Here is a 22,826-nt window from a genome sequence, read left to right as displayed (position 1 = left end):
ATCCGTCTCACATTCCATACTTCACATCGAAAGATCACGCCGGGAAAGGCGCACGAACGCGATTGCGTTTCGAGCGTTCGCCCGGATCAATCACGACATGGAAAGGAATGGAAGATGAGGCTCAAGAACAAGTCCGCGTTGATCACGGGCGGAACCAGCGGCATCGGTCTTGCCACCGCGAAGCTGTTCATTGCGGAAGGCGCGCGAGTAGCGGTCACCGGTCGCGACGATTCCGTATTCGAGCACGTGAAGGCCGAACTTGGCGAGCATGCGCTCGTACTCAAGGGCGACGTGCGTTCGATCCAGGACATGCGAGCGATCGCCGCCGACGTAAACGCGCAATTCGGCGGGCTGGATGTCGTGTTCGCCAACGCCGGCTGGGCGCTCCCGTCCGCGGTCGACGACATCGACGACAAACTCTACGGCGAGATCATGGACGTCAACGTCAAGGGCGTGGTGTTCACGCTTCAAGCGGCACTGCCGTACTTGCGGGAAGGTTCCTCAGTGATCCTCAACACGTCGTTCGTCGCGCAGACCGGCAAGCACGGCATCTCGTTGACTGCCGCGGCGAAGGCCGCCGTGCGATCGCTTGCCCGCAGCTGGTCCTACGAGTTTCTCGACCGGAAAATCCGCTTCAACGCGATCGCGCCCGGCGTGATGAACACGCCGTTGATCACCAGGTGGGGCATGTCCGACGAATGGGTTCGCGACCGTCGGGCCGAGTTCGCCGCGACGATTCCGGTGGGCCACCTGGGCAAGGCCGAGGACATTGCCTACGCGGCCCTATATCTGGCCAGCGACGAATCCTCCTACGTCGTCGGCACCGAACTGGTCGTCGATGGCGGTGCGTCGCAGCTTTGAGCCTGCGGTTCACATCCGCCACGCGGTTCGTCGTGGCGCTTATTCAATCCGGCCCAGTCCGGCGGCACGCGCCGAGGGGCCGAAGTGCAAGGAGAAATCATCTTGACCGACAGTAGCGATAACAACGCTTCCGTAAAACCACTCACCCGGGCAGGTCGCTCGCGCCGCGATGTGCTCAAGCTTGGAAGCGCCGCCACGCTCGGCGCCGTCCTGGGCGGCGGCGCGTTGCTCGCGCACGCCACACCGGTTGGCGCACAGGCAAACAGCGAGGGGCTACTTCCCCCGAATGCCCCGCTCAACATTCTGATCGTCAACTACGACGGCGGTACGCTTCTCGACTTCGCCGGCCCCAGCGAGATTTTCCACCGGCTACCCAACACGAACGTTCGCTACGCGAGCCTCGACGGAGGCAACGTAACGCTCGAATTCGGCGTCGTGTATGGCAACACCGAACGACTGGCCGATATCGAGCAGACCGACGTGATCCTCGTCCCCGGCGGGTCCGATTTGTCGGTGCCGATGCGGCCGGCGTATCAGGCGCAGATCCGGCGTCTGGCGGAGAGCGCCAAGCACGTTACGTCGGTATGCAACGGATCGCTCGTGCTCGCCGCAACCGGCGTACTCAATGGCAAGCGAAGCGCCTGTCATTGGGCCTTCGTCAACAAGCTGTCCGAATATGGCGCGATTCCCGTTCCCGAGCGCTTCGTCGAAGACGACAACGGCCGGTTCATGAGCGGCGGCGGCGTGACGGCGGGTATCGACTTCGCACTTCGCGTGGCAGCGAAACTGCGCGGTCGACAGGCCGCCGAATTCACGCAGCTCGCGATCGAATACGATCCCGCTCCGCCGTTTCACTCCGGTCATCCTCGGGACGCACGGCCGGAAGTCATCGCGATGGTCGACAAGAAACTGCCCGGTGCATCCAGGGGGCTCGCACGCATCCCCGGCGTTCGCTGAAACGCTTGTCTGCAACAGGTGCAGGCCACGGCCGTGCTCGATGAAGGCCGCGGCCACCTGCCCGCTCCACCGGCCCATTTTGGTGCCGCCCTTTCTATTCAAGCCCGTTCGGGAATCACACGATGCAACAGATCCGTCTTTGTACCGCTGCTCTTGCAGCCTGCGTCTCCTTTTTCACATTCACCGCGCCGGCCACCGCCGGCGGTGCGCAACGTCCGCCCGAAGCGGCCATCAAGGCCGAAAACGCCCGATGGGCGAATGCTTTTGCGCGCGGAGACTATGAGGAGATCGGCCGTCTCTACACCGACGACGGCACGCTCTTGCCGCCCGGTGGCGACAAAGTCATCGGGAGCCGCGCGATCGCCGAGTACTTCACCAAGGGCTATGCCGGAACGAAACCGGGCACCGTATCGTTCAGCCATTACGAGTTCTACGGTGACGACCGGATGGTGACGGAGGTGTCGGATGCGGAGGTGCGCGATCACGATGGAAAGCTCAAGATCCGCGCCAAGCAGATCCTCGTGTTTGTGAAGCAGGCCGGCGAGTGGAAGCTGCATCGCGACATGTGGAACGACTACCCTCCGGTCAAAACCGCCGACCATTAAGCGGCCGGCGAAATCGCCCTTCGGTGAACGTTGACCACTCAGCGCGCTAATCGGCCGACAGTCGATCAGCGCGCGCCGTTCGATCTGCTCTCGCGTCGAATCGCTTGCGGTGGATGCCCGTGCAGCTTGATGAAGGCCCGTCGCATCCGCTCCGGATCGGTGAATCCCACCGCCAACGCGATCTGTTCGATCGGTTCGCTGCCGCTCTGCAGGCGCAGCCTCGCGGCTTCGACGCGCAAACGCTCGACGGCCTTGGCCGGTGTTTCTCCGGTTTCCCGGCGAAAGGCGCGGCCGAACTGTCGCACACTCAATCTCGCGGCATCGGCAAGCCGTTCGACAGGCAACGCTTCAGCCAGATGCTCCCTGGCAAAATTCAGCGCGATGCGGATGCGATCCGATTCCGGCTCCATCTGCGACATGGCGGAGAATTGCGACTGCCCTCCCGGTCGACGATACGGAACGACCAACAGCCTCGAGACAGCGCGCGCGGTCTCCGCGCTCATGTCTCGTTCAATCATGCCGAGCGCCAGGTCTATTCCGGACGCGATGCCCGCCGACGTCCATACGCGCCCGTCCACCACGTAGATGCTGTCACCGTCGACCCGGGTGCGAGGAAAGCGCGCCTGCAATAGCGCCGCGTATCGCCAGTGCGTCGCGGCTCTCAAGCCATCCAGCAAGCCCGTTTCCGCGAGCAGAAACGCGCCCGTACAGACGCTCGCGACCCGCGATGCCCTGGCCGCCAATTTTCTGGCGGCGGCGATATTCTCCGGCGTCTGCATCGGATCGATAGTGCCGCCCACGAACACGACGGTGTCGAACGTGCGCCTTGCGGCGGGCTTCGTGTCGATCGACAGGCCCGTATTGCCGTGCACCGGGCCGCCGGATTGCGAGATGACATGAAGATCGTACGGCGTATGGCCCGCGGCCGTGGCCACCTGATTGAAGGCCGCCAGTGGGCCGCCCAGATCAAGCGCATCGTAGCCACGGCAAACGAAGAATCCGATTCGATGCATGACGAGCGGTTACCGCAAACCCAGGAGAGGCCTATTTTACCGGGAACCCTCGAATTGCGTCATTCGGCGACCGGAAGCTTCGCCACGACCTTGATCTCGAAGTCGAAGCCGTAAAGCCAGGTTACGCCGACCGCGGTGAGCGCCGGATGCGGCGCGTCGCCCCAGAACTCCGGCACGACCTGCCAGACGCGCTCGAAGGTCGATTGCGGATCGACCATGAACACCGTGACGTCGATCACATCATCGAACGTGCAGCCGGCCGCGTGCAGGATCGCGTTCAGGTTTCGAAACGCGAGCCGCACTTGTTGCTGCAGATCCGGCTCGGGCGTGCCGTCCTCGCGACTGCCGACCTGACCGGAGACGAACAGCAACCCGCCCGCCCGTACGGCCGGCGAGTACCGGTTGCGCTCGTACAGCGCCCGACGTCCCGGCGCAAACACCACATCGCGCTTGCCCACCTTCACCTCCATGGATCACTGGTTTCGATCGGCACACTGTACCGACCGACACCCGCGCGATAAACGACCATCCGTGTTCATGACCGTTTGTAAAATGCAAACAATTCAAATGCGAGGCACACACTCATGGATCGCTTCGATGCGATGCGCGCTTTCGTCCGGGTCGTCGAGGCGGGCAGCTTCACGAAGGCCGCCGAGACGCTGCATATGAGCAAGACCACGGTCACGCAGCTGGTCCAGCAGCTCGAGGCGCGCTTGCGGGTCCGGCTGCTGAACCGGACGACGCGCAGGATCAACGTCACGCCGGACGGCATCGCGTACTACGAGCGCGTGACGCGGCTGCTCGCCGATATGGACGACGCCGAAACGAGCCTGTCGAGCGCATCGGCGGTGCCACGAGGCCGGCTGCGGGTGGACGTGCCGAGTCCGTTCGCGCGCCTGATCCTGATCCCCGCGCTGCCGGCCTTCCTCACCCGCTATCCGGACATTCAGCTCGACATGGGCGTGAGCGACCGCACCGTCGACATCATCGGCGAGAACGTGGATTGCGTCGTGCGCGGCGGCGAGCCGAACGATCAGTCGATGGTCGCCCGGCGCGTGGCGGACCTGTCGCTCGGCATCGTTGCGTCGCCCGGCTATCTTGCGCTCGCGGGCACGCCTTCGCATCCCGCGGAACTCGAAAACTCGCATCACCGCATCGTCGGGTTCTCATGGGGACGCACGGGCAAACTCTATCCGCTCGTCATGCATCGCGGCGACGAGACCGTCGCGGTGCAAGGCCGTTACGCGCTCGCCGTCGATGACGGCAATGCCTACCTCGCGGCCGGCGTGGCCGGCCTCGGCATCATGTGGCTGCCGCACTATATGGCGAAAGCGCATCTGGAGCGCGGCGAACTCGTCACGCTGTTCGACGACTGGCAGCTCGATCCGATGCCGCTATACATCGCATATCCGCCGAACCGCCACGTCAGTGCCAAACTGCGTGCGTTCATCGACTGGGTCGTCGAGCTGATGAACGCGCATGCTCCCGTGGAACCGCAATGAGCACGTTACGTGCGTCATGCGCGCCCGCGCCCTTCGTGCGGATGGCGGCGGCATCCGCGTCGCATCATGCGCGAGCCACCCCTTCCGCTGCCGCGCCGGCGGATGAGGCCAGCTCGTCGATTCGCGTCGCACGCAGCAACACGGGTCGATCGACCATCTTCCCGTCGACCGTCACCACGCCGCCATTCGACTCACGCATCGCATCGAGCACCCGCCGCGCCCAGCGCACCTCATCGTCGCTCGGCCGAAAGCACTTGTGCACGAATGCGATCTGTTTCGGGTGAATGCATAGCTTCGCGCCGAATCCCAGTTGCTTCCCGTTGAGCGCGTCGCGCGCGATGCGTTCCCCGTCGTGGATGTCCGGCGTCACACCGTCGACCGGCGACTCGATTCCGGCCACCCGCGAAATCAACGTCAGTTGCGACCGAAAGTGATTGAGCGAAACGCCATCGTCCGACATGCCCATGTCCGCGATGAAATCGAGCGTGCCGAACATCAGCCGCTCGACGTACGGCGCTTTCGCGACGTCGAGCGCGTTCCACATGCCGTGCGCGCTTTCGATCAACGGATAGATGGGCACACGCCGGCGCGCAAGCGCAATGGCCGCGCACACATCGTCCGCCCGCGCGGCCTTCGGCAACACGATACCCGCGACGCCCTTCAACGCGCCAAGTGCGGCGTCGGCCTCGAACCACGGCGTGTTCCGCGCATTGATCCGCACGAGCACTGGATGCTCGGGCGAAACCCACTGCGCGATCGCATCGCGCGCAGCGGTTTTCGCGTCCGGTTCGACGGCATCTTCTAGATCGATGATGACCGCGTCGGCGCCGCTTGCGAGCGCCTTGCGGAACCGCTCGGGCTTGTTGCCCGGCACGAACAGGTATGACTGGGCAGGCGCCGAGCGCCCGACGCTCGCGCGCGTCGCGGCATCAGACGGCATCGACCACCTCCCGCATCTGCTCGAACGGAGCGCCGACGAGCCCGTAGTCGGCCACGCTGAAGATAGACGCTTCGGAATCCTTGTTGATCGGCATCTTCACGTTCGCGATGTCGACGCCCGTGTTGTCCGACTTCGCGCGGACCTTCACGTTGTAATCGACTACCCGTTTCACCGTTACTACGATCTTCACGCGCTGCTCCTCCATCGGGTCATTGGCGTCATCCGGTATCGCGAGCCATTACACGCGCAATCCCGGACGGCCACAACTATCGATTCGCTCTGCCGGTCATAGCCCGAACCTATTGCACGGCCGTTTTCCGGCGCTGGATGCGACACGGCCCGGAAGCGCCGGGCCGTGTCGTCGATCAGCGGTTCGCCGCCAGCGTCCCGGTGATCGCCAGGAATCGCTCGATATCGTCCAGCGCATGACAATGGAGCGGTGAGATCCGCACCGCGCCGCCGAGCCGGAACGATTTCAACATCCGGCCCGAATACAGGCTCGACGCGACGCGTTCATAGACGATCACCCCGTGCTTCTCGTATTCCCGCACCGCTTGCGTCGGTTCGAGATGCGCGAAGCCGATCCCGACGATCAGGTCGCGCTTCGTCAGGTCGTCGTGATCCCAGTAGACCTCGACGCCGTCGATCGAGCGCAGCCCGCGACGGCCGCCGCACCCGTCGAGCAACGCGGCCAGCAGCGCGCGCTCATGCAGTTCGATCCTGTGCATGCCCTCGACGAACAGCGTGCGCCGATCGTCCGAATCGACGAAATACCTGCCGATCCACGTGACGTAATCGACGATCGACGTCACGACCGCGAACTGCGCGGGCGCCGGGCTGCCCAGTTCCCAAACGCCGCTCTCCTTCGCGGCGAGCCGGTGATGCGGCAACGCGGCCGCACGCGGTGACAGCCACGAAATGCCCGAGCCGCGGCACCCGAAGAACTTGTACGGCGCGAAATTGATCCCGTCGACCGGCGTACGCTGCAGGTCGATGATGCCGTGCGGCGCATGCTGAACCGCGTCGACGACGATGAACAGGCCGGGCTTCTTCTCCCGCGCACGCGCGACGATCGCCTCGATGTCGAATTTCGCGCCCGAGATATTCGACGCGAACATCACGCTGAGCAGCGCAGTATCGGCGTCGATCAGCGACACGATCGCGTCGACGTCCACGCCGCCGGTCTCCGGATTGCTCGGCGCGATGCGCAGCGTCTTGCCGGTACGTTCCGCGTAGTATGTCATCGCGTCGTAGGACGACGGATGCTCGAGAACGGTCGTCACCGCATTGGTGCCCGGCACGTTCTCCATGATCGCGCGCACCATGTCGAACATCGCGCCCGATGCCGTCAGCGATGCGTATACCGTGCCGCCCTGCGCGTTGAGGATCGTTCGAACGTCGTCCTCGCCGCGCGACTGGCTCGATTGAAGGTCGAGCGCACGCTCATGGATGCGCTCCGGACAATCGGGCAGCGCATCGATCCGCGCATACGCGTCGACCGCGGCCTTGAGCCGGAACGATCCGCCCGCATTGTCGAAGAACAACCGCGCGCGACCGTCGAGATCGTGATCGACGTGATGAAAGCGCGCCTTGACCTGCTGCATCAATGCGTCGGGAAAAAGTGCTCCACGGGTACTGCTCATCTTCGATGCTCCTGTTTGCTTCGGAATGTTGTGCGATCCAGGCATGGCGGCGTTCATCCGCGCAGCGATTCCAGGTACGCGCGGCCCTTGCCGGCGTCGTACTGGCCTTCCCATTTCGCGATGACGAGCGGCGCGAGCGCGTTGCCGACGACGTTAAGCGCGGTGCGGCCCATGTCCATGATTCGGTCGACACCGGCGATGAAGGCCAGCCCTTCGAGCGGCAGCCCGGCGCTCGCGAGCGTCGCGAGCATGATCACGAACATGAAGCCCGGCACGCCCGCGGCTCCCTTCGACGTGACGACCATGGTCAGCGTCAGCAGGATCTGCTGCTGCCAGTCGAGATGCACGCCGTAGAGCTGCGCGACGAACAGCGTGCCGATACCGAGATAGATCGACGCGCCGTCCAGGTTGAACGTGTAGCCGGTCGGCACCACGAACGTCGTGATGCTCTTCGGCACGCCGTAGTCCTCCATCTTCTTCATCAGTTGCGGCAGCACGGTCGCCGAACTGCACGTCGAAAACGCGATGATCAGCTCGTCTTTGATCACGCGCAGCAGCGTCAGGATGCGGAACCCGAACAGCCGCGCGGTCACACCGAGCACGGCGATCGCAAACAGCAGGATCGCGAAGTAAGTCACCGCGACCAGCTTCAGCAACGGCAACAGCGACCCGAAGCCGAAGCTCGCGACCGTCACCGCGATCAGCGCGCACACGCCGACGGGCGCATAGCGCATCACCATGTTCGTCACCTTGAACATGGTGTCGGCAACGCCCTTGAGCATCGCAATCACCGGCTTGCGATGTTCGTCCGGCACCGATTGCAACCCGAGCCCGAACAGCAGCGAGAAGAAGATCACCGGCAGCAGGTCGCCCTTCGCCATCGATGCGACGATGTTGTCCGGGATAATGCCGAGCACCAGCGCCATCAGCCCGTGGTGCGCCTGCTGCACCTGTTGTGTCGCTTGCTGGTAGCGGGAGATGTCCGTGTGCCCGAGTTGCGACATGTCGGTGCCGACGCCCGGCTGCAGCACGTTGCCGATCACGAGCCCGAGGATGATCGCGATGGTCGTGACCACCTCGAAATAGAGGAGCGTCTTGATGCCGATTCGGCCGAGCGACTTGCCGTCGCCCACGCCGGCGATGCCGATCACCATGCTCGTGAATACGATCGGCACGACAATCATCCGCACCAGCTTGATGAAGATGTCACCGGCCGGCTGCAGCAACCCGGACACGGCTGTGTCGCGCAATGACGGGAACCGGTTCAACACGAACCCGGTCGCGATGCCGATGACGAGCCCGATGACGATCTGCCATGCGAGGCCGATGCGCGGCTTGCGCGCCGCGTCGCCCGCGGGCGGGGATTCGATGACGGTGTCCATGCTGTCTCCAAGTAAAGGGGTCGATTGAACGCTGGCGGCGATGCGACGTGCTTTCTGGCGAACGCACTCGGCAAGCAACGCAATGGCTGAACCTTAAACAGCCGATATATGTAAAAAAAGCGATTTTTTGATATGAGAAAATATCGCTTTTTCTCACCTATCGAGTGCGACGCGATGCTCACGTTCAAACAGATGGAAGCGCTGTACTGGATCGTGCAGCTCGGCTCCTTCGACGCGGCGGCCACGCGCCTCAACACGACGCAGTCGGCCGTCTCGAAACGGATCCAGGAGCTCGAACGTGCGTTCGACCTGACCGTGTTCGACCGCGCGCATCGCAGCGCCCGGCTCACCGACAAGGGTGCCGAACTGTTCGACCACGCGAAGGAATTGCTTGAGCAACGCGACCGCGTCGTCGAGCGGATGAGTTCGAAGGAAGCGCTGGTGCGGCATGTCCGGATCGGCGTGACCGAACTGACCGCACTGACCTGGCTGCCGCGCCTGATCGCGGCGATCCAGGCCGCATATCCGCGGGTGCACGTCGAGGCCGAGGTGGACCTCACCGCCACGTTGCGCGAGCGTCTGGCGGCCGACACGATCGACCTGATCGTCGTCCCGCAGATTCATGCGGCGGAATCGTTCGCGGCGACGGTGGTCGGTGAGGTCGACAATGCGTGGATGTGCGCGCCCGGGTTCATGCCGAAGCGCAAGACGGCCATTTCGTTGACGGACGTCGCGCGGTTTCCGCTGATCCTGCAGGGCACGCTGTCGGGCACGGGGCATCTGTACACGCGCTTTCTGCAGGAACATGGCGTCGCGATGCAGCGTGTACTGACGAGCAATAGCCTGATCGCTCAGATCGGACTGACGCTGTCGGGGCTCGGTGTCAGCTATCTGCCGAAGGCGTGCGTCGCGCACCTGGTCGCCTGCGAAGCGCTGGACATCGTGCGCACGCGGCCGGCGCTGCCCGCGGTTCGCTATGTCGCGCTGCACCGGGCCGAGCGCGCGCATTCGCTGACCGCGGACATCGTTCGGCTCGCGGCGCAGGCGTGCGATTTCAGCACGAGCCTGCTGGACCCGGGCGCGCATGACTAAGGCACGACGTCCCGCCGCGGGCCATCACGCGATGCATGCCTGCGTGACCCGCGCCCTCATTGGGAGGCGCCGGCCTCCGCTCACGCGTACCACGGCGATGACGACGCGGTCAAAACAACCACCGCACTGCGCCGCACAAATCGGGCATCGGGTTGCACCGCCCCCAGGCACCGGGGGCGCCACCGGCGCAATCCCTGCCGCGCCCTCCGTCGCGACCCCGCGCTAGCGCAAACCCCGACCCCGGTTGCACTGTTCATCGCCTTTTGTGTCCTGTATTGTCCTTCCATCCCCGGTTGCCGAACCGGTGCATGGGAGGCTCACGATGCAGAAAAAGAATGCTGCAGCCGTCTGGATCCTGATCGCGATGGTGGCGGGCATCGTGATCGGCTACATGATCTATACGAGCTTTCCCGACAAGAAAGCCACCACCGAAATCGCCGGTTACATCTCGCTCGTGTCCGACGTGTTCCTGCGCCTGATCAAGATGGTGATCGGCCCGCTCGTGTTCTCCACGCTGGTCGTCGGCATCGCGCACATGGGCGACGCGGCATCGGTCGGGCGCGTGTTCGTGAAGGCGTTCGGCTGGTTCGTCACCGCGTCGCTGATCTCGCTGCTGCTCGGCCTGTTCATGGCGAACCTGCTTCGCCCCGGCGACAACCTCGGCTTGCCGCTGCCGGACATCGGCGCCTCGGCGAACCTCGCGACCTCCAAGTTCACGCTGAAGGATTTCGTCGGCCACATGGTGCCGAAGTCGTTCGCCGAGGCGATGAGCAACAACGAAATCCTGCAGATCGTCGTGTTCTCGATGTTCTTCGGCGTGGCGCTCGCCGCGATCGGCGAGCGCGGCAAGATCCTCGTCGCCGCGATCGACCAGCTGTCGCACGTGATGCTCAAGATCACCGGCTACGTGATGAAGCTCGCGCCGCTCGCGGTGCTGGCCGCGATGGCCGCGACCGTCGCGGTCAACGGCCTGTCGGTGTTGCTGAAGTTCGCGGTCTTCATGGGCGACTTCTACCTCAGCCTGTTCCTGCTGTGGGCGCTGCTCGTCTGTGCCGGGATGGCGTTCCTCGGGCGGCGCGTGTTCAAGCTGCTGGCGCTGATCAAGGAAGCGTTCATGCTGTCGTTCGCGACCGCGAGCTCCGAAGCCGCGTATCCGAAGATCCTCGACGCGCTCGACCGGTTCGGCGTGCGGCGCAAGATCTCGAGCTTCGTGATGCCGATGGGCTATTCGTTCAACCTCGACGGCTCGATGATGTACTGCACGTTCGCGTCGCTGTTCATCGCGCAGGCGTACAACATCCATCTGTCGCTCGGCACGCAGATCACGATGCTGCTGGTGCTGATGCTCACGTCGAAGGGGATGGCCGGCGTGCCGCGCGCATCGCTCGTCGTGATCGCGGCGACGCTGCACCAGTTCGACATTCCGGAAGCGGGGCTGCTGCTGATCCTCGGCGTCGACACGTTCCTCGACATGGGGCGCTCGGCCACCAATGCAGTGGGCAATTCGATCGCCAGCGCGGTGGTCGCGAAATGGGAAGGCCAGCTCATGTCGGAGGCGGAAGCCGAGGCCAACCTGGCGCGCATCGAGGCGGAGCAGGAAGGCACGATCGCGCATCCGGCGGATGTCTGACGGAGGCCTGGCGATGAAGATGCAGCGATTCTGGCGCGCGCTCGCGCTCGCAGGCCTGCTTGCCGCGGGCGCAACCGCGCGCGCGGACGATGCGCCCGCCCCGCCGCCGCGCGTCGAGCCGCTCGCGCCGGCCCAACTGACCGGCACGCTCGCGAAGGTACGCAGCAGCGGCACGATCGCGCTCGGCTATCGCGACGCGTCGATACCGTTCTCGTACCTGAACGCGCGCAACCAGCCGATCGGTTATTCGATCGAGCTCTGCAAGGCGCTCGTGTCGTCGATCGAGGACGCGGTCAACAAGAGCCTGACGATCCGCTGGGTGCCGGTCACGTCCGACAACCGCATCGACGCGGTGGTCAGCGGCAACGTCGATCTGGAGTGCGGCTCCACGACGAGCAACCTGGAGCGCCAGCAGCGCGTGGCGTTCTCGCCGATCATCTTCGTGGCCGGCACGAAGGTGATGGTGAAGCGAGGCTCGCCGATCCGCTCGTTCCGCGATCTGGCGGGCAAGAAGGTCGCGGTAACGGCCGGCACGACCAACGAGAAGGCGCTGCGCGACCTGGACGCACGGTTCAAGCTCGGGATCCAGTTGCAGGTGGTGCCGGATCATGCGCAGGGCTTCGCGCTGGTCGCGAACGGCCGCGCCGATGCGTTCGCGACGGACGACGTGCTGCTGTACGGGCTGATTGCCGAGAATGCGGGCAAGGGCGGCCAGTACGACGTGGTGGGCGATTACCTGTCATACGACCCGTACGGCATCATGTTCCGCAAGGACGATCCGCAGCTCGCGCAGGTCGTGAAGAGCACATTCGAGGAACTGGCCGTCGACGGCGAGATCACGCGTCAGTACAAGCGCTGGTTCCTGCGTCCGCTTCCGTCGGGCGTGAGCCTGAACCTGCCGATGAGCCAGCAACTGAAGACCATCATCGACGCGATCGGCGTCAAGAGCGATTGACGTCCTCACCCGCCTAAAGGCAGGTGATTCCCACACCTGGCGATGCACGTCCGCATCGGAGAATGTTCAGCGCAGCGTTGGTATCTCGATCATGCACGACACCACATCCACTGCAGGCCCACTCTCTCATTCGCAGTCCCGCGATACCTTTCGGCCGCGTCGTGCTGTCTTTCGACCCGCACGCCGAACAGGACTGGGTAGAACCGCTTTCGTCCACTTCCTCGAACGTGGCCCCGTGCGCGATCGCTTTGTAACGGAGCTTGTTTCGGAAGGACGACCAGGACGCGTCGTAGACGCTCTTCGCCATCCTGGTTCTGGCAAGTTTGACGGCCGACACGTTGCCGACCGCGAGGTAATCGAAGCGCCGCACCAGATCGAGCGCGAGCTTGTGCTGAAAATCGGCACGGGCATTCGCGACCTTGGCGTGCAACTTCGCGATATGCCGCTTGTGCTTTCGCGCCCGTTGCGCTTTCGCAAGCTTTTCCGCCGCTCGTCGACCGAACTGGTCATTGGGCAGCTTCTCGCCGGTCGAAAGTGTGGCGAAGTCTTTCAGGCCGAGATCGATGCCGACACCGGAACGGATCGGGCGGACTTGAACATCGGGCATCTCAATCGCGATGTTGAGAAACCAGTTGCCCCGCGCATCCTGCGCAAAGTTGGTCCCGTCCTTGATCTTGCCTTCGGGAAGCAGTCGGCTGTTGAACACGCGAAACGTGTTGCCGGCGAAACGGAACGCGTCGCCCTCGCGCTTCAGGTCGCGCCCCTTCAATGGCACCCAACCGAGCGATTTCCTGCCGCGATAGCGCAAGTAACGTCGCCGGTGCTGGCTGCGCGACTTCGCATATTGCTCGCACGTCGCGTTGATCGTGCCGGAGTGGATGCCGAGTTCCTTGCTGCTCCCCGTCGTCAGCACGTTCAGATCGAATCCCGTCGGCCATTTCTTGCTCCACTTGAGCGCGTGCTTCTGCGTGTCGTTGCAGAAGTTCCAGACGTAGTTCACCGCACGGCTCTGCTTGTTGAGCAGTCCGTTGAGCGACTTCACCCGGTAGCGGTAGACAAGAATCATGCAGGTGATCCTAACCCGTGGAAGAAGCTGCCTGTCAACAGCACTCCTTTCCTTCCCGCCATCCGCCCCGAAGGAAGTCCCCTTGGGGGAAATGGCGGGGTTTCTCGGAGCAAATTCTGATGAATGCGGCGGCTCGAATGACGAAATGACAACGGCCCCGGTGTCTTGCCGGACACCTGGGCCGTTCACCGCAAGCACCGCGCTTAACCGACCCGCGCTTCGTCCTGCCGCTCGGCTTCACCGCCATCCGCGGCCGTTCGCGCCAGCACCGGCTTCAACGCCTGCCCCGTGTGGCTCGCGCTCACCTGCACGAGCCCTTCCGGCGGCGCCGCCGCGACGATCGTGCCACCGCCCACGCCGCCTTCCGGACCGAGATCGATGATCCAGTCGGCTTCCGCGATCACGTCGAGATCGTGCTCGATCACGACGACGCTATGCCCGCCGTCGACCAGCCGGTGCAGCACGCGGATCAGCTTCGCGACGTCGGCCATGTGCAGCCCGACCGTCGGCTCGTCGAGCACGTACAGCGTGTGCGGCGCCTTCTGGCCGCGTCGCGTGATGTCGTCGCGCACCTTCGTGAGCTCGGTGACGAGCTTGATGCGCTGCGCCTCGCCGCCCGACAATGTTGGCGACGGCTGGCCGAGCGTCAGATAGCCGAGGCCGACGTCCTTCATCAGCTGCAGCGGATGCGCGATGTTCGAAATCGGTGCGAAGAACTCCACCGCTTCGTCGATCTCCATCGTCAGCACGTCGCCGATGTTCCGGCCGCGCCACGTGACCGCGAGCGTCTCCGGATTGAAGCGCTGCCCGTGGCATACGTCGCACGGCACCTTCACGTCGGGCAGGAAGCTCATCCCGATCGTGCGCACGCCCTGCCCTTCGCAGGCCGGGCAGCGCCCGTCGCCGGTGTTGAACGAGAAACGCGACGCCGTGTAGCCGCGCGCACGCGCTTCCAGCGTATCGGCGAACAGCTTGCGGATCGTGTCCCACACGCCGATGTAGGTGGCCGGACACGAGCGCGGCGTCTTGCCGATCGGCGTCTGGTCGACCTCGAGCACGCGGTCGATCCGCTCCCAGCCGCTCAGCGACGCGCAGCCCTGCCACGCATGCGTGACGTTCAATGACGGCCGTGGCGCGCTGCGCGCGAGCACGCTCGAGCGGCGGTTGGTGGCCGGCGCGTCCTGCTGCGCGGCCTTGCGCGCGCGCCGCGTGGCCGGCGACGACAGCACCGAGCGGCCGACCGCGTCGAGCAGGTTCGACATCAGCACGTCGCGCGCGAGCGTCGACTTGCCGGAGCCGCTCACGCCCGTCACCGCGACGAGCCGCGCGAGCGGAATGCCGACGGTGACGTCGCGCAGGTTGTGCAGCGTCGCGCCATGCACGGTCAGCCAGGCCTCCGGCACCGCCGGTGCGCCCTTCTTGCCCGCCAGGCTCACCGCGCGGCGCGGTTGCAGCGGGTGTGTCATCGGCTGCGCGAGCAGGCGCCCCGTCACCGAATCCGGCTGCGCGGCCAGATCGGCGACCGCGCCCTCGGCGACCAGCGTGCCGCCGCGCTTGCCGGCGCCCGGGCCGACGTCGATGATGTGATCGGCGCGGCGAATCGTGTCCTCGTCATGCTCGACGACGACGAGCGTGTTGCCCTTGTCGCCGAGCTTGCGCAGCGCGTCCAGCAGGATCCGGTTGTCGCGCGGATGCAGGCCGATCGTCGGCTCGTCGAGCACGTAGCACACGCCCTGCAGGTTGCTGCCGAGCTGCGCGGCGAGCCGGATGCGCTGCGCTTCGCCGCCCGACAGGCTCGGCGCCGCGCGATCGAGGCTCAGGTAGCCGAGCCCGACCTCCTCGAGAAACGCGAGGCGGCTGCCGATCTCGCTGACGATGTCGCGCGCGATCTGCGCGTCGCGGCCGGTCAGTTCCAGCGCGTCGATCCAGCTGCGCGTATCGGACACCGTCCACTGCGCAACCTCGACGATCGGATGCGCGTCGAATGTGACCGCGCGCGCGGACGGGTTCAGGCGCGTGCCGCCGCAATCGGGGCACGGCTCGTTGCCGACGCCTTCCGGTTCCTGCTCGTCCGACGGCAGCGTCTGCTCGCGGCCGCGATCGTCCCCGGCGCGCACGGTGTCGTCGTACGCCGCGCGCTGTTCGCGCGTGAGCGTGACGCCCGTGCCGACGCAGGTCGTGCACCAGCCATGCTTGCTGTTGTACGAGAACATCCGCGGATCGAGTTCCGGATAGCTGGTGCCGCATACCGGGCACGCGCGCTTGACCGACAGCACCTTGACCTCGCCGACGCGCGCGGTCGAATGATCGTTCTGCATCGCGTGTTGCAGCCCGTCGAGCGGCGCGAGCAGGTGCATCACGCCCTTGCCGAGCTCGAGCGTCTCGTCGAGCACCCGCCGCAATCCGGCTTCGTCGTCCGGCGACACGACGATATCGGCCACCGGCAGCTCGATCGTATGCTCGCGGAAGCGATCGAGTTTCGGCCACGGATCGACCGGCACGAATTCGCCGTCCACGCGCAGATGCGTGCTGCCGCGCGCCTTCGCCCATTTCGCGAGATCGGTATACACGCCCTTGCGGTTGACGACGAGCGGCGCGAGCAGCCCGACGTGCTCGCCGCGATGGTCGCGCAGCAGCTGTGCGGCGATCGACTCGACGGTTTGCGACGTGACCGGTGTGCCGTCGTGGATGCAATGCTGGAGGCCGAGCTTCACATACAGCAGCCGCAGGAAGTGCCAGACTTCGGACGTGGTCGCGACCGTGCTCTTGCGACCGCCGCGCGACAGGCGCTGCTCGATCGCGACCGTCGGCGGAATGCCGTACACCGCGTCGACTTCCGGCCGCCCGGCCGGCTGCACGATCGAGCGCGCATACGCGTTCAGCGATTCGAGGTAGCGACGCTGGCCTTCGTGGAACAGGATGTCGAACGCGAGCGTCGACTTGCCGGAACCCGACACGCCAGTGATCACGTTGAACTTGCCGTGCGGGATATCGACGTCGAGCGCCTTCAGGTTGTGCTCGCGCGCGTTGACGATCCGCACGACGTCCTCGCCCTCGATCGCGCGCCGCTCGCGTGCGGCGTTCAGCACGGACTGCAGCGGCACGCCTTCGTCGGCCAGCGCCGTTTCGCCGTCCATCGCGCGGTCGTACTGCAGCAGCGCGACGCCGGTATGCGATTCCGCGCAGGCCTTGACGTCGTCGGGCGTGCCCGCGCACAGCACGCGGCCGCCGCCGTCGCCGCCTTCCGGGCCGAGGTCGATCAGCCAGTCGGCCGCGCGGATCACGTCGAGGTTGTGCTCGATCACGATCAGCGAATGGCCGGCCGCGAGCAGCTTGCCGAACGCCTGCATCAGCTTCGCGATGTCGTCGAAGTGCAGCCCGGTGGTCGGCTCGTCGAACATGAACAGCTTCGCCCGCGCGACGCGCGCCTCCTCGCTGGCGACGCGGCGCCCGCCGGCCGCCGCGGCCGATTCGGCGAGGAAGCCGGCCAGCTTCAGCCGCTGCGCCTCGCCGCCGGACAACGTCGGCACCGGCTGGCCGAGCTTCACGTATTCGAGACCGACGTCGACGATCGGCTGCAGCACGCGCAGCACCTCGGCGTCGGTCGCGAAGAACGCAGTTGCCTCGCTGACGGTCAGGTCGAGCACGTCGGCAATGTTCAGCGCACGGCCGTCGCGCTCGATGCGCACCTCGAGAATCTCGGCGCGGTAGCGGCTGCCGTCGCAGTCCGGGCAACGCAGGTAGACGTCGCTCAGGAACTGCATCTCGATGTGCTCGAAGCCCGAGCCGCCGCACGTCGGGCAACGGCCGTCGCCCGAGTTGAAGCTGAACGTGCCCGCGCCGTAGCCGCGTTGCAGCGCGAGCGGCGCCTTCGCGAACAGCTTGCGGATCTCGTCGAACGCGCCGACATAGCTGGCCGGGTTCGACCGCGTGGTCTTGCCGATCGGCGACTGATCGACGAACACGACGTCGCCGACCTGATCGGCGCCCGTGAGTTCGCGGAACGCGCCCGGCGACTCGGTCGCCTTGCCGTGGTGGCGCGCCATCGCCGGATAGAGCACGTCCTGCAGCAGCGTCGACTTGCCGGAACCCGATACGCCCGTCACGCACACGAGCCGCTGCAGCGGAATCTCGACCGTCACGTCGCGCAGGTTGTGCTCGGTCGCGCCTTCGAGCACGATGCGCGGCGTGTTCGCGTCCACCGGACGGCGCGCCCAGTTCGACGCATGCGCGACGTGCTTGCGGCCGCCGAGATACTCGCCCGTCAGCGTGTGCGCGGAACGGATGTCGCCCGGCGTGCCGTCGTAGACGATCGTGCCGCCGCGCTCGCCGGGCCCCGGGCCCATGTCGATCAGCCGGTCGGCCGCGAGCATCACCGACGGATCGTGCTCGACGACGACCAGCGTATTGCCCGCGTCGCGCAGCCGCTGCATCGCCTCGACGATACGCGTGAGGTCGCGCGGATGCAGCCCGATGCTCGGCTCGTCGAGCACGAACAGCGTTTTCGTGAGCGACGTGCCGAGCGCCGTGGTCAGGTTGATCCGCTGGACCTCGCCGCCGGACAGCGTGCGGCTCTGCCGGTCGAGCGTCAGGTAGCCGAGCCCGACGTCGCACAGGTATTTCAGGCGCGTGCGCACCTCGGCGAGCAGCAGCTTCAGCGCGTCGTCGAGCAGCGCGCTCGGCAGGCTCACGTCGTCGAAGAAGCGGCGGATGCGCTCGATCGGCAGCAGCATCAGATCGTGCACCGTCAGGCCCGGCAGCGCCTCCAGCTGCGCGCGCGTCCAGTCGACGCCGCGCGGCAGGAAGCGATCGGCGGGCGCGAGCACCGCGTCGGCGTTCGCCTTCGAGCCGAGCCGCCACTGCAGTGATTCCGTCTTCAGGCGCGCGCCGCCGCACACGTCGCACGGCGTGTAGCTGCGGTACTTCGACAGCAGCACGCGGATATGCATCTTGTACGCCTTCGACTCGAGATAGCCGAAGAAGCGTTTGACGCCGTACCACTGGCTCTGCCACTTGCCGTTCCAGTCCGGCGAGCCGTCGATCACCCATGCGCGCTCGGCGTCCGTCAGGTCGGACCACGGCGTGTCGCGCGGGATGCCGGCTTTCGCCGCGTAGCGCATCAGGTCGTCCTGGCATTCCTTCCACGCGGGCGTCTGCATCGGCTTGATCGCGCCGCCGCGCAGCGTCTTGCGCGCGTCGGGGATCACGAGGCCGAGATCGACGCCGATCACGCGGCCGAAGCCGCGGCAGGTCTCGCACGCGCCGTAGGCCGAGTTGAACGAGAACAGCGCCGCCTGCGGCTCCGCGTAGCGCAGGTCGCTATCCGGATCGTGCAGCCCGGTGGAGAAGCGCCACACCTGCGGCTCGACGGTCGCGGCGAGCGCGGTGTCCGCGTCCGGCGCCAGCACGTAGACGTTCACGCGACCGCCGCCGCGCTTCAGCGACGCCTCGATCGCCTCCACCACGCGCACCTTGTCGGCCTGCTGCACGCGGAAGCGGTCGGCCACCACGTCGAGCAGCTTGCGCGGGCCGGTGGGCGACGCGACTTCGCGTTGCGCCTGCACGCGCGTGTAGCCGCTCGCGGACAGCCACTGCGCGACTTCGTCCTCGGACGCACTTTCCGGCAGCTCGACCGGGAACGTGACGACGACGCGCGGATCGTGGGCGCGCGTGCGCTCGACGAGTTCCGCGTAGATGGTCTCGGGCGTGTCATGCCGCACCTGCCGCGCGGTCTGGCGGTCGAACAGCTCGGCCGCCCGCGCGTACAGCAGCTTCAGGTGATCGTTGAGCTCGGTCATCGTGCCGACCGTCGAGCGCGAACTGCGGACCGGGTTGGTCTGGTCGATCGCGATCGCGGGCGGCACGCCGTCGACGCGCTCGACCTGCGGGCGGTCCATCCGGTCGAGGAACTGCCGCGCATATGCGCTGAAGGTCTCGACGTAGCGCCGCTGGCCTTCCGCGTACAGCGTGTCGAATACGAGGCTCGACTTGCCGGAGCCCGACGGGCCGGTGACGACCGTCATTTCACCGGTGCGCAGATCGAGATCGAGGTTCTTGAGGTTGTGCTGACGTGCTCCGCGAATGCGGATCAGATTGCTGGATGACAATTTGCCTGCCCGTCTGAATGAGTTAGCCGGAATCACGGTGCCGGAACGCTGCGGCGGATGCCCGCAGACGCGGCGCACGTGCCGCACGGGTCATGCCCGCGCCGCTCGAGTTCGACGGATACTATACTGTATATTCATACAGTTTTCCACGAGCGACGCAAAGGGGCGAAAACGGGCCGGATCAGGAGCCGACTCGGCCACCGGCCGCCATCGCATAGCCAATGCACGTGCGCGCAAGCACGTCGGTCGGATCGACGAGCGTCGCGCGGCGCCCGTTCCGCGCGACATATTCGCCGCCCGGCAGCAGGATCGGCAGTTCCGTGCATCCGAGCACGATCACGCTCACGCCTTCGTCCATCAACGCGTCGATGGCCGCGCCGATATCTTCCTCGCACCGTCCGGTCGTGAAGCCGGCCTTGACACCCTGCGGGCCGTAGATCGCTTCCATCACGCGTGCCTGCAACGCCGGCGCCGGCGCCACTTGCCGCAGCCCCTGCGATTCCAGCGCCTTCCGGTAGACCCCGCTTTCGACCGTGCCGGACGTGGCCAGCACACCGACCTCCCGCAGCGCCGGATACGTGTCGCGCAGGTGAGCGACCGTGACGCTCAGCATGTTGACGATCGGAATGCCGAGCCAAGGCTGAATCCGCTCGACGAACGCATGCGCGGTGTTGCACGGAATCGCGATGACGTCGGCATCGCCGTCCTCGAGTTTCTTGCAGGTCGCGTACAGGGAGATCGTCGGATCCGCGCCGGCGCCCACCAGGTTCTCGGTTCGATCGGGAATCTGCGGATTCTGTTCGACCAGCAGCTTGATATGATCCTGATCGCGCGACGCCGGCGTGTTGCGCACGATCTTGTCCAGAAAATCGACGGTCGCGGCCGGGCCGACGCCGCCGACCACGCCGATCTTGAACGTCGCCGCGCGCGAACCCGGTTGCCCGGTCACCGCGTACTGCGCATACGCGAGGTTCGAATCCACGAGCGGCACGCGCTGCGGGCCGATTTCATCGACGACCAGCGCGATCTCGGTCAGCCCCGGGACGATCACCTGCACGCCCTGATCGGCGAGGTCCTCGCATGCGCGGCGCAGCAGCTCGACCGGGCGGCCGCGAAGATTGCCGTGCTTGATGCCGTCGCGGCCGTAGATCGCTTCGGTCACGAGGTCGATCCCGTCGGGCGACCGCGGATGGACGATGTCGAACTGCGGCGTCGGGAAATACGCTTCGAAGAGTCGCTTGTCCCGCACGTAATCGGAAGCCAGCACGCCGATGCGCGTCGCGTCCGGGTACTTGCGCCCCACATGGCTGCGCACCGCTTCGACGATATCCACGATCGGCAGGCGCGTGTTCGCCTTCAGCTCGTCGATGAACGTGTGGCTCAGGAAGCACGGCAGCACGACCGTCGTCACGCCACGCTTCTCGAACGCGCGGATCATGTCGAACACGTACAGCTTGCGTTCGATAGTCGCCGCACTGCCCGACCGCGAGCCCTTGAACGGGTATTGCTCGAAAATCATCTCGACGTGCTCGTCGTCGGACAACGCAGGCGTCGCCTTCACCATCTTGAAGAATACGTCGGCACTGCCCAGCGGCCCGAGGCCGCCGACCACGCCGAACTTGCGCCGGGCATTCACGCCATCCGTGTGCATCATGCGCTCTCCGGCTGATCGAATACGGCGGCGGCTTGCGACTTCGCCGTGCGCCGGCTCTCCCACTGCGCGATCACCGCCGTCGCCACGCTGTTGCCGATCACGTTCGTCATCGTGCGGCCCATATCGAGAATCTGGTCGATCGCGAGAATCATCGCGACGCCGGCCACCGGCAGATGGAACATCGGCGCGACCGCCGCGACCACGACCACCGAGCCGCGCGGCACGCTCGCCATCCCCTTGCTGCTCAACATCAGCACCAGCAACATGAACACCTGCTCCGACACCGGCATGTGCACGCCGAAGGCCTGCGCGATGAAGATCGCGGCAAACGCCTGATACATCATCGAGCCGTCGAGGTTGAACGCGTAACCGAGCGGCAGCGTGAAGCCCACCACCTTCTTGTCCACGCCGAACCGCTCGAGCTGCTCGGTCAGGCGCGGATAGGCGGCCTCGCTGCTCGCCGTTGAGAAAGCGATCAGCGCGGGTTCGCGCACGGCCTTCAGCAGGCTGCCGACGCGCCGCCCGAGAAACACGTAGCCGGCGCCGATCAGCAGCGTCCAGAGGACGAGCAAGCCGAGGTAGAACGCGCCGATCAGCTTGCCGTACGTATAGATCACGTCGAGCCCGCGCAGCGTGACCGACGCGGCGATCGCACCGAATACGCCGAGCGGCGCCGCGCGCATCACGTAGTTGGTCAGTCGCAGCATCACCGGCACCATGCCGTCGATCGACTGGATCACGACGCCGACCCGCTTGTCGTGCTTCAGCGCGCTCAGCCCGATGCCGAGAAAGACCGAGAACACCAGGATCTGCAGGATGTCGTTGCGCGCCATCGCGTCGAGCAGGCTGGTCGGGAATGCATGCGTGATCACGTCCCGCGCGTTCAGCGCGCCGGTATTCAGGCCGGTGCCGACTTCGCCGCCGGATGCCGCGAGGTTCAGGCCGGCGCCCGGCTGCAGCGCATTGGCCATGATGAGGCCGAGGCTCAACGAAACCAGCGACGCGCAGACGAACCACCCGATCGAGCGCAGGCCGATGCGGCCGACGTCCTCGCCGCTGTCCATGCCGGCCAGGCCGGACACGAGCGTGACGAACACCAGCGGCGCGATGATCATCTTGATCAGGCGCAGGAAGATGTCGGTGACGATCGAGAAATAGCCCGCGACGGTTTTGAGCGTGGCCGGGTCCGTGATGTGCGTGTGACATGCATAACCGGCGACGACACCGAGGATCATGCCGACTGCAATGCTGAAGGTAAGGCGATTTTTCATGTCCATCCGTCCTTGGGTGGCGCCCTGCCGCCGGCGGCGGACGGGCGCTGCGAAGAAGGCCGCGCGACGCCGGTCACGCGTCACGATTGCCGTTGGAACGAATGGTAGGGACGGTCGAGAAAACCGTGATGCCGGTGCAACATGGCGG

Annotated in this window: 16 protein-coding genes and 1 pseudogene; 7 read left to right on the top strand and 10 right to left on the bottom strand. The window is 65.7% G+C overall.

The annotated features are described in order from the left end of the window. Positions 1-114 precede the first annotated feature (114 nt). The 3 genes from FFI87_RS30455 (at position 115) to FFI87_RS30445 (ending at position 2,423) form a co-directional block, all read left to right on the top strand. A complete protein-coding gene (locus FFI87_RS30455) occupies positions 115-861 on the top strand; it encodes an SDR family oxidoreductase (protein ID WP_138850291.1) in 747 nt (248 codons plus the stop codon). Between the two features lie 102 nt (positions 862-963). Beyond that, positions 964-1,818 carry a DJ-1/PfpI family protein gene (locus FFI87_RS30450; RefSeq protein WP_138850290.1) on the top strand — a complete coding sequence of 285 codons (855 nt, stop codon included), beginning with the start codon at positions 964-966 and terminating at the stop codon, positions 1,816-1,818. Positions 1,819-1,940: 122 nt separating this feature from the next. Further along, complete coding sequence (locus FFI87_RS30445; protein WP_138850289.1) at positions 1,941-2,423, top strand: YybH family protein; 483 nt, start codon at positions 1,941-1,943, stop codon at positions 2,421-2,423. A 65-nt stretch (positions 2,424-2,488) separates the two neighbouring features. On the opposite strand, the gene FFI87_RS30440 is transcribed toward FFI87_RS30445, so the two are convergent. Together FFI87_RS30440 and FFI87_RS30435 are read right to left on the bottom strand one after the other, a co-directional pair. Then, complete coding sequence (locus tag FFI87_RS30440; protein WP_138850288.1) at positions 2,489-3,436, bottom strand: GlxA family transcriptional regulator; 948 nt, start codon at positions 3,434-3,436, stop codon at positions 2,489-2,491. A 59-nt stretch (positions 3,437-3,495) separates the two neighbouring features. Then, entirely contained in the window at positions 3,496-3,894 is a 399-nt protein-coding gene (locus tag FFI87_RS30435; protein ID WP_138850850.1) for a RidA family protein, read from the bottom strand. Positions 3,895-4,020: 126 nt separating this feature from the next. Here FFI87_RS30435 and FFI87_RS30430 point away from each other — a divergent pair, with 126 nt between their 5' ends. Beyond that, positions 4,021-4,938, top strand: coding sequence for a LysR family transcriptional regulator (locus FFI87_RS30430; protein WP_138850287.1), 918 nt, complete (start codon positions 4,021-4,023; stop codon positions 4,936-4,938). 64 nt (positions 4,939-5,002) lie between these two features. Here the strand turns inward: FFI87_RS30430 and FFI87_RS30425 are convergent, their stop codons facing one another. The 4 genes and pseudogenes from FFI87_RS30425 to gltP all read right to left on the bottom strand — a co-directional run bounded on the left by FFI87_RS30425 (position 5,003) and on the right by gltP (position 8,903). Further along, on the bottom strand, positions 5,003-5,878 hold the full coding sequence (locus FFI87_RS30425) for an HpcH/HpaI aldolase/citrate lyase family protein (protein ID WP_138850286.1): 876 nt from the start codon (positions 5,876-5,878) through the stop codon (positions 5,003-5,005). Between the two features lie 81 nt (positions 5,879-5,959). Beyond that, positions 5,960-6,068, bottom strand: a pseudogene (locus FFI87_RS35295) (electron transfer flavoprotein subunit beta/FixA family protein); the annotation flags it as partial. 175 nt (positions 6,069-6,243) lie between these two features. Continuing rightward, positions 6,244-7,521 carry an aminotransferase class V-fold PLP-dependent enzyme gene (locus FFI87_RS30415; RefSeq protein ID WP_138850285.1) on the bottom strand — a complete coding sequence of 426 codons (1,278 nt, stop codon included), beginning with the start codon at positions 7,519-7,521 and terminating at the stop codon, positions 6,244-6,246. Positions 7,522-7,574: 53 nt separating this feature from the next. Then, on the bottom strand, positions 7,575-8,903 hold the full coding sequence (gene gltP, locus FFI87_RS30410; protein ID WP_138850284.1) for a glutamate/aspartate:proton symporter GltP: 1,329 nt from the start codon (positions 8,901-8,903) through the stop codon (positions 7,575-7,577). 174 nt (positions 8,904-9,077) lie between these two features. On the opposite strand from gltP, the gene FFI87_RS30405 reads away from it, so the two are divergent. The 3 genes from FFI87_RS30405 to FFI87_RS30395 all read left to right on the top strand — a co-directional run bounded on the left by FFI87_RS30405 (position 9,078) and on the right by FFI87_RS30395 (position 12,580). Beyond that, positions 9,078-9,995, top strand: coding sequence for a LysR family transcriptional regulator (locus FFI87_RS30405; RefSeq protein WP_138850283.1), 918 nt, complete (start codon positions 9,078-9,080; stop codon positions 9,993-9,995). Between the two features lie 322 nt (positions 9,996-10,317). Then, complete coding sequence (locus FFI87_RS30400) at positions 10,318-11,625, top strand: dicarboxylate/amino acid:cation symporter (RefSeq protein WP_138850282.1); 1,308 nt, start codon at positions 10,318-10,320, stop codon at positions 11,623-11,625. A 13-nt stretch (positions 11,626-11,638) separates the two neighbouring features. Further along, a complete protein-coding gene (locus FFI87_RS30395) occupies positions 11,639-12,580 on the top strand; it encodes an amino acid ABC transporter substrate-binding protein (RefSeq protein WP_138850281.1) in 942 nt (313 codons plus the stop codon). Positions 12,581-12,593: 13 nt separating this feature from the next. Here FFI87_RS30395 and FFI87_RS30390 read toward each other — a convergent pair whose 3' ends face one another. The 4 genes from FFI87_RS30390 to FFI87_RS30375 form a co-directional block, all read right to left on the bottom strand. Further along, entirely contained in the window at positions 12,594-13,646 is a 1,053-nt protein-coding gene (locus FFI87_RS30390; RefSeq protein ID WP_138850849.1) for an RNA-guided endonuclease InsQ/TnpB family protein, read from the bottom strand. Positions 13,647-13,849: 203 nt separating this feature from the next. Further along, on the bottom strand, positions 13,850-19,753 hold the full coding sequence (gene uvrA, locus FFI87_RS30385) for an excinuclease ABC subunit UvrA (RefSeq protein WP_138850848.1): 5,904 nt from the start codon (positions 19,751-19,753) through the stop codon (positions 13,850-13,852). A 181-nt stretch (positions 19,754-19,934) separates the two neighbouring features. Then, positions 19,935-21,407, bottom strand: coding sequence for an amino acid racemase (locus tag FFI87_RS30380; RefSeq protein ID WP_186381773.1), 1,473 nt, complete (start codon positions 21,405-21,407; stop codon positions 19,935-19,937). Further along, complete coding sequence (locus FFI87_RS30375; RefSeq protein WP_138850847.1) at positions 21,404-22,678, bottom strand: dicarboxylate/amino acid:cation symporter; 1,275 nt, start codon at positions 22,676-22,678, stop codon at positions 21,404-21,406. The genes FFI87_RS30380 and FFI87_RS30375 overlap by 4 nt, the downstream gene beginning before the upstream one ends. Positions 22,679-22,826: the final 148 nt, after the last annotated feature.

The organism is Burkholderia sp. KBS0801, assembly GCF_005937855.2.
Classification (GTDB): Bacteria; Pseudomonadota; Gammaproteobacteria; order Burkholderiales; family Burkholderiaceae; genus Burkholderia; species Burkholderia ambifaria.
The sequence above is the reverse complement of the archived record's forward strand: the minus strand, read 5'-3'. Positions and strand labels throughout refer to the sequence as shown.